The following is a 10,479-nucleotide window of genomic DNA, read 5'->3' as shown; positions in this document are numbered from 1 at the left end:
GTCGATGGAAGCGCGGACAGGGCTGCCCACAGTGAAGCTCCAAGTCACGCGGCGGGTCACCCCCTGGGTATTGGTGAACTCCAGCAGAACTTCCCGGCGCCCCGGCGGCAGGGGTTGGGCAGGGCGATAGGTGAAGAAATCGCGGGTAATCACCGACTGGGAAGTGACGTCTTGGCCATCCAGGAAAACCCTCACCGTTTCCGGACGCACGCTGACTCCATCTTGGCTGCGAAAAGAAGCCGAGATTGGCGAGGTGGGCTCAACATTGGTGGCCGCTTGAGCTGGGCTGGGATCCGTAATTTGCTGAGCCCTTGCAGGCAAGCTCGACAACCCCACAACCGCAGCACCGATCACCAAGGCCCGGGGAAACCAGGAATACAAGTTATCGCTCATGAGACCATCCAAGAAAAAGATAGAGTACAGACAGACTACACAGGCAACAAGCCCAGAGAAAGGCTAAACAGAGTCCGGCAGAACATCGGCCTCGATATCCTGTTCGAATCCTGTCACAGGGGATGGCCCCTGTCGATACGCCTAAACCTCTGATTGGCTCTCCAATAGACTCAATCCCAGCGTCAAAACCGGGCAAAGTCAACTGCCATCTACCGTGTGGGATCCCATGTCCATCCTGGCAAAGGCCAGAAGATGACTGTAGGTGAGGATGTAAGGGATCCCTTTGATCAACTAACTTGTGTCGTGACCGCCGATCGCCGATCGATTTATGTCAGTTTATTGATATCAATTCACAAAAATAGCCCCTGTCTCTTGCAGATCGAGGCAATGATCGCCGGAGACATCGTTGACCAGCCGCACCTCTACGGTGATCACATTCAAGGGATCCACGCTCACCTGGTAGCCCACAGGAGCCAACATCGGCGTGTTGATGGCCATGCAATTGGGGATCAACAGGTTGCTCAGGCGCAACGTTTCGCCTGCAGGCAGTTCCGAGACTTTCTGGCGGGGATCGGTAAAGCCGTATTCCAAAGGCAGACCGGTGCGATTGCGGATCACCAGCTCTGCCGGCAGGTCGGGGTTGAAGCGGGCCACTGGGCGATCAAAAACCAATTGATCGACACCCACCGGTAAGCGCGGCAACGGCACTGTCTGAAAGGTAGGCTGAGCGGCAACCCAGAGGGATCCCTGCAACAACCCTCCGCCAACCCAGCCGCCCAGCAGAGTCGCCAACGTCAAAACCATTCTTTTGCTCCGTTCTGCATAGCTCATGGCTTTCGCCTCAGGATGTGCTTCCAGACTGGTGGGAGTTGGATCCCTTGCCTGCTTGTATTGTTCCCAAAAACGGCTGGCCGGGCCAGATGGCTGCTGTTTTTTCCAGGGTATGCCCCAACCAGCTAAGATCCCGTGGGGGGGAAGTTAAGTTAGAGTTGGCAATGCAAAGGGAGGCATGGCCATGCCAGCAGAACCGAAAAAGTCGGAGAAAAACTTCTCGTGGAAGGGCAGTGCCGACGCGGGCCGGGCGCTGACGATTTTGGCTGCCGTGGGAGCCGCGGTGATTTTACTGGCGGGGTTCCTACAGTAGGCAAACAGTAGGCAAAGCTGTTTGTGTCTGCAGCCGGCACAAGCACCTCAGCACGGCGGCGGAAGCCAAAGTTTCTTCTTCAAGGCGATTTCAAGGCGATGGTGGCAGCCTGCTCGACTTCCAACTTGCCTTCAAGGATCATCCCCGCCATGGTTGAAGATGTCCTCAAGGCAAAGGTGTTGTCTGCGGGGCAGGAAGCCGCCCTCGACTGCGTTCTCCGCCATGGCTGCCCTACAGAAAGAAGCAGATCCGGATGCTTTGGAAGTCCTGCTGATTGGTTGATGCGAGGTTCGCTACGCCTGTCCGGGTCACGCCGCTGGGCAGCAGGCTCAACAGGGAAAAAAGCCCAGCAGAGAAGGGATCCCTGCTGAGCCCCTTGAAAGCGCCGAGGAAGGGGTAAAGTGCCCTCAGCCCAGCAGCCGGCGGGCAGTGTTGACCACGTTTTCCACCGTGAAGCCGAACTTCTCCATGCACACCGGGCCGGGGGCAGAGGCGCCAAAGCGATCGATGCCAATGGCCACCCCCTCAAACCCCAGGTACTTGTGCCAGCCGAAGGTGGAACCTGCCTCGACGGAGACGCGCTTGGTGACGTTGGGGGGCAGAACGGAATCGCGGTAGCTCTGGGGCTGGGCCTCAAACAGCTCCATGCAGGGCATAGAGACCACCCGCACCGCCCGGCCTTCCTGCTTTAGTTGGGCGGCAGCTTTCACTGCCAGCTCCAGTTCAGAGCCGGTGGCGATCAAGATCAGCTCTGGGTTGGGGGCATCCACCACCACATAGGCCCCTTTGGCTACGCCTTCAATGGAGGTGCCTTCCACCGGGTTGACCGCCTGCCGGGTGAACACCAGCACAGAAGGGGTGGTCTTGGCTTCTAGGGCCACCTGGTAAGATCCCACCGTTTCGCGGGCATCTGCCGGGCGCAGCACATAGAGGTTGGGGATAGCCCGTAGGGAAGCCAGTGTCTCAATGGGCTGGTGGGTGGGGCCATCTTCTCCCAAGGCGACGGAGTCGTGGGTCATGACGTGCAGCACCCGCACTCGCGAGAGGGCCGATAGGCGGATGGCAGGCCGCATGTAGTCTGTGAAGATCAAAAAGGTGGCGTCGTAAGGGATGAGGCCTCCATGAAGCGCCATGCCGTTGGCAATGGCTCCCATGCCGTGTTCCCGCACCCCAAAGCGGAAGTTACGCCCCTCGTAAGAGCCGGCCTGAAACTCTGGGATCCCCTTTAGATAAGTCATGTTGGAGTGGGCGAGATCTGCGGATCCCCCCAGCAGTTCCGGCACGGCCTTGGCCAAGGCATTCAGACAAAACTTGGAGAGGTTACGGGTAGACTCTCTGCCGGTTTCGGCAATGGGGGCCAGCGCTTCTTTCCAGCCCACCGGCAGCTCCCCGGCCATGATGCGCTTGAACTCGGCGGCCTCTTCGGGGTAAGCCTTCTCGTAGGCGGCGAAGCGCTCGTTCCACTCGGCCTCGGCCTTGGCCCCTTTTTCGATGGCCTGGCGGAAGTGGGCCAGCACCTCGTCGGGAATGTAAAACTCCGGCTCCAGCGGCCAGCCCAGGTTTTGTTTGGTGAGCTTCACCTCTTCCGGCCCCAGGGGTGCCCCATGGACGCTCTCGCTGCCGGCCTTGTTGGGGGATCCGTAGCCGATGGTGGTCTCGACAATAATCAAGGACGGCTTGTTGGTGACTTCCTTGGCTTTCTGGATGGCCTCGGCGATCCCTTTCAAGTCGTGGTTGCCATCCTCTACTTTTTGCACATGCCAGCCGTAGGCTTCATAGCGTTTGCCCACATCTTCCGTAAAGGCGATTTCCGTTCTGCCGTCGATGGAGATGTGGTTGCTGTCGTAAAGCATGATCAGCTTGCCCAGTTGCAGGTGGCCGGCCAGAGAAGCTGCTTCAGAAGCCACCCCTTCCATGTTGCAGCCATCGCCCAAGATCACGTAAGTGTAGTGATCCACAATGGTGTAACCGGGCTTGTTGAAGCGGGCGGCCAGATGGGCCTCGGCAATGGCCAACCCTACCGCATTGCCCACCCCTTGCCCCAGCGGGCCGGTGGTCACCTCCACCCCCGGAGTTTCAAAGTTTTCCGGGTGGCCGGGGGTTTTGGAGCCCCACTGGCGGAACTGCTTAATGTCCTCCAGGCTTACATCGAAGCCGGTTAGGTGCAGCAGCGCGTACTGCAGCATGCAGCCATGCCCCGCCGAGAGCACAAAGCGATCCCGATCCACCCACTTGGGGTTGCGGGGGTTGAACTTCATGAACTGCTGCCACAACACATAGGCCATGGGTGCTGCTCCCATCGGCAGGCCAGGGTGGCCGGAGTTGGCCTTCTGAACAGCATCCACCGCCAAAAAGCGAATCGTATTGATGGCAAGTTGTTCCAGAGAGGGAGGAGCAGCAACAACCATGTGGGATCCCTATCGCTCGACATTTGCTTTCCAGTATGCCGCGTTTTGGGTCTTGCTTCCGAGGCGCTAGGGATCAATTGGGCCGGGAAATTGGCTTTGTCCAAATTCCAACGGGGCCAAATGGCAGGCTAAGCTGAGTGATACCGTCGCTGCTGTTTTGTGTTGGAGCACTTCTTTGACCGTTGTTTCTTCTTCTCCTGGCGGCAAACCCTCCTGGCTGCGGGCCAAGGCCCCTCAACGGGTGGGATCCGTCAAACAACTGCTGCGGGACTTGGGCCTAAACACGGTTTGCGAAGAAGCTTCCTGTCCCAACTTGGGGGAGTGCTTCGCCAACGGCACCGCCACCTTTTTGATCATGGGCCCGGCCTGTACCCGCGCCTGCCCCTACTGTGATATCGACTTCACCAAACGCCCTCTGCCCCTGGATGCCACTGAACCCCTGCGGGTGGCAGAAGCAGTGGAACGCTTGGGATTGCGCCATGCGGTGATTACGTCGGTGAATCGGGACGACCTGCCCGATGGGGGAGCCAGCCAGTTTGTGGCCTGCATTGCGGAAATCCGCCGCCGCATGCCCCAGACCACCATCGAGGTCTTGATCCCAGACCTATGTGGTAACTGGCAGGCGCTGCAGCAGATCTTGGCCGCCCGACCGACGGTGCTCAACCACAATACCGAAACGGTGCCCCGCCTCTATCGCCGTGTACGCCCGCAAGGGAACTACGAGCGCTCCCTCAAACTGTTGGAGTTGGCACGGCAATGGGATCCCGGCCTGTACACCAAGTCGGGGGTGATGTTGGGTCTGGGAGAGACAGCCGAGGAGATCTTGCAGGTGATGCGGGATCTGCGCCGGGTGGGTTGTGACATCCTCACGCTCGGCCAATACCTGGCGCCCAGCCCCAAACACCTGCCGGTGGAGCGCTACGTTCCCCCCGAAGAGTTCGACCATTGGCGACGGGTGGGAGAGGAACTGGGCTTTTTGCAGGTGGTGTCTTCGCCCCTAACCCGCAGCTCCTACCATGCCGAGGCTGTGCAAGAGTTGATGCAGCGCTTTCCCAGGAGGAGCTCCTGAGCGCTGGGGCCTCGCCGGCTGCCCGACCTTGTGGGTTGCGCGAGAGAAGACCCCTACTCTGAGATTGGCTCAAGGCCGGGTTTCAGGGCGGCTACAACGTCAGGGATCCCACCTTGTGCTCTATGAGCTGCGCCAGATCTTGCAGGAAGGCCGCTGCATGGGCGCCGTAGATGACACGGTGATCGCAGGTGAGGTTCACCTGCATTTGGGAACGGATGGCAATGGCTTTTTCCGGCGTCGCCACCACCGTGGGGCGAGAAGCGCCGATGGCCAAAATGGATCCCTGGTTGGGGGGCAAAATGGCATCGAAGCGATCCACCCCGAACATGCCCAGGTTGGAGAGGGTAAAGGTGCCGCTATTGTACTCTTCCGGCTGCAGTTGCTTGCGCCGCGCCCGCTCCACCAGATCCTTCCAACGGCGGGAGATCTCGTACAGATCGAGCCGGTTGGCCTGCTTCAAGACAGGAGTGATCAGCCCGCCATCCTCCATGGCCACCGCCACCGCGATGTTGATATCGGCTTTGTAGTGGATCCCGCCTTCTGTGTAGCTGGCATTCAAAAGGGGATGCTTCTCCAGGGTCATGGCCACGGCTTTGACCAAGAGGGCCGTCAGGGTGACTCCTTTGGGCTTCACCTGTTGGTAGAGGTGATCCAGGCTATCGGTGGTGATGGTGTAGCCCACGTGGAACACCGGCACGCCCAGGCTGGCGTTCATATTGCGCACCACCGCCGCTTGTAAAGTGCTGAGGGGAACCGTTTCTCCCAAGGGGACAGCCACAGGAGTTGGGGACGTAGGGGCTGGGGCAGAGGGGGCAGCCACTGCAGGAGCGGAAAGGGCCGCAGCTCGCTCCACGTCTTCGGCTATGATGCGACCGTTGGGGCCGGAGCCGCGCACGGTGCGCAGATCGATCCCCAGGCTCTCCGCCAGTTTTTTCGCCCGTGGAGAAGCCACGATCCGCTGGGATCCCGATCCATTTTGGAGGGCAGGGGTGGGAGCAGGAGCAGGGCTGGCTGATGGAGCTGCGGGAGGGGGTGCCACAGGGGCAGCTCCGGCAGAGAGGGCCTTGGCTTTTTCCTGGGCCTGGGCCACTTCTGCCTCGCTTTCGGCAATCAGGGCAATGGGGGCGCCCACCGGGGCTGATTCCCCTGCCGGCACCAGGATGCTGGCCAGGATGCCGCTGTGGAAGGACTCCACGTCCATGTCCGCTTTGTCGGACTCCACCACCAGGATGTTTTCTCCTTTCTCCACGCGGTCGCCGGGGTTCTTAAGCCAGGTGACGATCTTGCCCGTTTCCATGGTGGAGCTGAGGGCCGGCATGGAGAGTTCGTGGATCATCGATGGGGATGGGAACACAGCAGAAGAGATTGTAACTCAGGAGACGGGATCCCCGCGCACGTCTCTGGGCCGGCTTTGGGCTCACCGGGTGCCAGCCGCTTCTGCTTCGGCCACCACCAGCAGGGTTTTCAACAGGGAATCGGGGTTGAGGCTGATGGAATCGATCCCCGCCTGCACCAGGAAGCGGGCGAAGTCGGGGTAGTCGCTGGGGGCCTGGCCACAGATGCCGATCTTGCGCCCGTGGCTTTTCACCGTCTGGATTACCTGGGCGATCATCCGCCTGACGGCCTCGTGGCGCTCGTCAAAAAGATGGGCCACCAGGGCTGAGTCGCGGTCTAACCCCAGGGTGAGCTGGGTGAGGTCGTTGGAGCCGATGGAGAAGCCGTCGAAGATCTGGCAGAACTCGTCGGCCAGGATGACGTTGCTGGGCAATTCGCACATCACGTACACCTGCAGGCCGTTTTCTCCCCGCACCAGGCCATGGCGGGCCATCTCCTCCAGCACCTTGTGCCCCTCTTCCGGCGTGCGGCAGAAGGGGATCATCAAGATGACGTTGGTCAGGCCCATCTCATCCCGCACCCGTTTCATGGCCCGACACTCCAGGGCAAAGCCCTCACGGTAGCGGGGATCCGTGTAGCGGGAGGCCCCCCGCCAGCCAATCATGGGGTTTTCCTCGTGGGGTTCGTAGCGGGATCCCCCCAACAGGTGGGCATATTCGTTGCTTTTGAAATCCGACAGCCGCACGATCACCGGCTTGGGATAGAAGGCGGCGGCGATGGTGCTCACCCCTTGGGCCAGCTTATCCACAAAGTATTCAGGCTTATCGGGATGTTGGGCGGTCAGCTCCGCCAGGCGAGGCTCCTCCTTCACCGCCTGCTCGTAGTTGAGCAAAGCCAGCGGGTGGACCTGAATGTGGTTGGCAATGATGAACTCCAGCCGCGCCAGCCCGACCCCATCGCAAGGGATCCCGCTGAGGCCGAAGGCTTTTTCGGGGTTGCCCACATTCATCATCAGCTGGGTGCGGGGACGGGGCAGCTCCTCCAGCGGGATCTCCGTCACCTCATAGGGCAACAGGCCCGGGTAGACCCGCCCTTCTTCTCCCTCGGCGCAGGAGACGGTGATGGGCTCGCCGGAACGGAGCACCTGCGTGGCGTTGCCGCAGCCAACAATGGCCGGGATCCCCAGCTCGCGAGCGATGATGGCCGCATGGCAAGTTCTGCCCCCCTGGTTGGTGACGATGGCGCTGGCCTTTTTCATGATTGGCTCCCAGTCGGGATCCGTTTTTTCGGTCACCAGCACCTCGCCGGCCTGAAACTGATCCGAGCGGCGCACATCCAAAATGACGCGGGCTGTGCCCTGGCCAATGGCCTCGCCTACGGCCCGTCCCCGCACCAGAGGCTCGGGCTGCGCCCCAGGCTGGGTGAAGCGATAGGTGGTTAGCTGGTTGGCCCCTTTTTGCGACTGCACCGTTTCGGGGCGGGCCTGGACGATAAACAGCTCGCCGGTGAGGCCATCTTTGGCCCACTCGATGTCCATGGGGGTGAAGCGGCCCCGCAGCGCCGAGTAGTGCTCTTCGATCAGGCAGGCCCACTGGGCCAATTTGAGGATTTCCTCATCCCTGAGGGCATATTGCTTGCGCAGGCTTTCGGGGACGGCCACGTTTTTGGTGGAACGGGATCCCCCCTCGTCGTAGACCAGCTTCAGGGCCTTGCTGCCCAGCTTGCGGGAGAGGATGGGGCGCAGTCCCTGCTTGAGGGTGGGTTTGAAGACCACGTACTCATCGGGGTTGACGATCCCTTGCACCACGTTTTCCCCCAGGCCGTAGGCGGCGGTGATCAGCACCGCATCTTTAAAGCCGGTTTCTGGGTCGATGGAGAACATCACCCCCGAGCAAGCCAGATCCGAGCGCACCATCTTCTGCACCCCCACCGAGAGGGCTACTTGAAAATGGTCAAAGCCCTTGATCTGGCGGTAGGAGATGGCCCGGTCGGTAAACAAGCTGGCAAAACAGTGGTGACAGGCATTGAGCACTGCCCGCACTCCACGCACGTTCAGGTAGGTCTCCTGCTGGCCGGCAAAGCTGGCATCCGGCAAGTCTTCTGCCGTGGCACTGGAGCGCACCGCCACATCGGTGTCGGGGCCGTAGCGCTCGCACAGCTTTTGGTAGGCTTCGGCGATGGCCTGCTCTAGCTGAGGGGGGAAGGGAGTTTGCAAGATCAAGGTGCGGGCAGCCTTGCCCCGCTCGCGCAAATTTTGGACATTCTCAATGTCTAAGTCTTTGAAAATCTCCTGCAACTTCTCCTCTAGGCCCGCAGAGGCGATGAACTGGCGATACGCATGGGCGGTGGTGGCAAATCCTGTCGGCACCTGGATCCCCTTTGAGGTGAGCTGCTGCAGCATTTCTCCCAAGGAGGCGTTTTTCCCGCCCACCTGGGCAACGTCCCGCAGCCCCACCTCCGTCAGGGGCAAGACCAAAGGCGGCTCTGAGCCAAGCTGGGGTTGAGAGGGTTGCTGAAGCTGGGATCCCCTGGTTGCTCCATCCGACATGCCTTACCTCCTTCTTAGATCCATTGAGCCAACGCCAATTGCTGGGGTGTGCTGTGTTGTCGGCTTGGGATCGCTCCCGGCTCTCCTATGCCAACACTCGGCCCAACTCATTCTTGGTGGGCCATAGCCTCACTCTAGTCAGGATTTTCTGCCCCTTAAAATTGCCCAGGGATCCCCCCAAGAAGGCTTAGAAGGCGATGAGACAAGGCAGATCCCCCCACCACCTGCCTGCGGAAGTTGCTGCAAATCTTCGACCTTTTTTACTCAGTGCAAAAGTAGCCGGGCTGCCACAATGGTCAAAGAAGGCAATTTGGGCAACAACGGCATGGAGGGCCACAAGGAGGCTGCAGCAGACATTCGCCAGATCAGGGTGACGGAAAAACAGCAGGGCTTGCGGCTGGATCGAGGATTGGCAGAGCAACTGCCGGAGCTGTCGCGGTCGCGCCTGCAGCAGCTTATCCGCCAGGGCCAGGTTTGGCTCAATGGGCAGCCCTGCCGGGATAAGGATCGCCCCCTGCAAGCTGGGGATGAAGTCGAGGTGCGGATCCCGCCAGCCACCCCGACTGCCCTGCAGCCGGAGCCGATCCCCTTGGACATTCTTTACGAAGATGACGATTTGCTTGTGATCAACAAGCCCCGCGGTTTGGTGGTGCACCCCGCCCCCGGCCACGCCAGTGGCACCCTGGTGCACGCCCTGCTGGCCCACTGCCCCCATCTTTCAGGCATCAACGGCGAGCTGCGTCCAGGTATTGTCCATCGCCTTGACAAAGACACCACTGGTGCCCTGGTGATTGCCAAACACGATCAGGCCCACCAGCACCTACAAGCCCAGATCCAGGCCAAAACCGCCCGGCGCATCTACTTGGGGGTGGTGTTTGGCCGGCCGGCCCAAAGCCAAGGCACCGTCTCTGCCCCCATTGGGAGGCACCCGGTGGATCGGCAGAAAATGGCCGTCCTGACCCCTGGCCAAGGGCGAGTGGCGGTAACCCACTGGCAAGTGTTGGAGCGGCTGGGCAACTACACCCTGATGCAGTTTGAGCTGGAGACCGGGCGCACCCATCAAATTCGGGTGCATGCTGCCCACATGCGCCTACCCATTGTCGGGGATCCCCTCTACACCCAGAGCAAAACCAGCCCTGTTAAGCTGGGCGGCCAAGCTCTCCATGCCTGGAAGCTCTCCTTTGTTCACCCGCGCACAGGCCAGCCGCTGCAGTTTACCGCTCCCCTGCCGGAGGAGTTTGAGCGGCTCTTGCGGCAGTTGCGCAGCCAGGCGGGCTAGGCAGCCTCTGGGGTTTCCCCCTTGCTTTGCCTGGTCATTGCAAACGGCTGTGGAACAGCTGGTTGGTTGATCCCCAGCTCCCCTCGCCCGCAAGGGGTGAGGGTCAGCGGCGAAGGGTCTTCATCCTGTTTGAAACGAGTATGCCCAGTTGTCCCCACACCCGTGGGGGTGAGCGGCAGAGCATGCCTCTAACCCCCAAAACCCTGAACTTTGCTGAATTTACTGAGCTTCAGGCGGTTTGGCAAAAGTCATTGAGAGGGATATAGTAGACCAAGTTTCCCCCTGATCCTTGAGTCCACCGCA

General features: G+C 60.6%; 6 protein-coding genes and 1 pseudogene. 2 read left to right on the top strand and 5 right to left on the bottom strand.

The window, feature by feature from the left end; all coding sequences use genetic code 11:
* The 3 genes and pseudogenes from NW837_RS09805 to tkt all read right to left on the bottom strand — a co-directional run.
* Positions 1 to 393, bottom strand: a pseudogene (locus tag NW837_RS09805) (hypothetical protein); the annotation flags it as partial.
* A 345-nt stretch (positions 394 to 738) separates the two neighbouring features.
* Complete coding sequence (locus NW837_RS09800; protein WP_011432751.1) at positions 739 to 1,197, bottom strand: hypothetical protein; 459 nt, start codon at positions 1,195 to 1,197, stop codon at positions 739 to 741.
* 747 nt (positions 1,198 to 1,944) lie between these two features.
* Positions 1,945 to 3,945 carry a transketolase gene (gene tkt, locus NW837_RS09795; protein ID WP_414331108.1) on the bottom strand — a complete coding sequence of 667 codons (2,001 nt, stop codon included), beginning with the start codon at positions 3,943 to 3,945 and terminating at the stop codon, positions 1,945 to 1,947.
* A 175-nt stretch (positions 3,946 to 4,120) separates the two neighbouring features.
* Between tkt and lipA the strand changes: the two genes are divergently transcribed.
* Positions 4,121 to 5,014, top strand: a complete 894-nt coding sequence (gene lipA, locus NW837_RS09790) for a lipoyl synthase (protein WP_414331107.1) — start codon at positions 4,121 to 4,123, stop codon at positions 5,012 to 5,014.
* Positions 5,015 to 5,105: 91 nt separating this feature from the next.
* Here lipA and NW837_RS09785 read toward each other — a convergent pair whose 3' ends face one another.
* A complete protein-coding gene (locus NW837_RS09785; protein WP_414331104.1) occupies positions 5,106 to 6,350 on the bottom strand; it encodes a dihydrolipoamide acetyltransferase family protein in 1,245 nt (414 codons plus the stop codon).
* Positions 6,351 to 6,431: 81 nt separating this feature from the next.
* Positions 6,432 to 8,897, bottom strand: a complete 2,466-nt coding sequence (gene ppsA, locus NW837_RS09780; protein ID WP_414331102.1) for a phosphoenolpyruvate synthase — start codon at positions 8,895 to 8,897, stop codon at positions 6,432 to 6,434.
* A gap of 325 nt (positions 8,898 to 9,222) precedes the next feature.
* Here ppsA and NW837_RS09775 point away from each other — a divergent pair, with 325 nt between their 5' ends.
* A complete protein-coding gene (locus NW837_RS09775; protein ID WP_414331111.1) occupies positions 9,223 to 10,176 on the top strand; it encodes an RluA family pseudouridine synthase in 954 nt (317 codons plus the stop codon).
* Positions 10,177 to 10,479 lie beyond the last annotated feature (303 nt).

It is taken from the genome of Synechococcus sp. R6-10 (assembly GCF_047461815.1).
Classification (GTDB): domain Bacteria; phylum Cyanobacteriota; class Cyanobacteriia; order Thermostichales; family Thermostichaceae; genus Thermostichus.
Note: the sequence above shows the minus strand (reverse complement) of the source record. Positions and strands in the feature narration are given on the sequence as shown.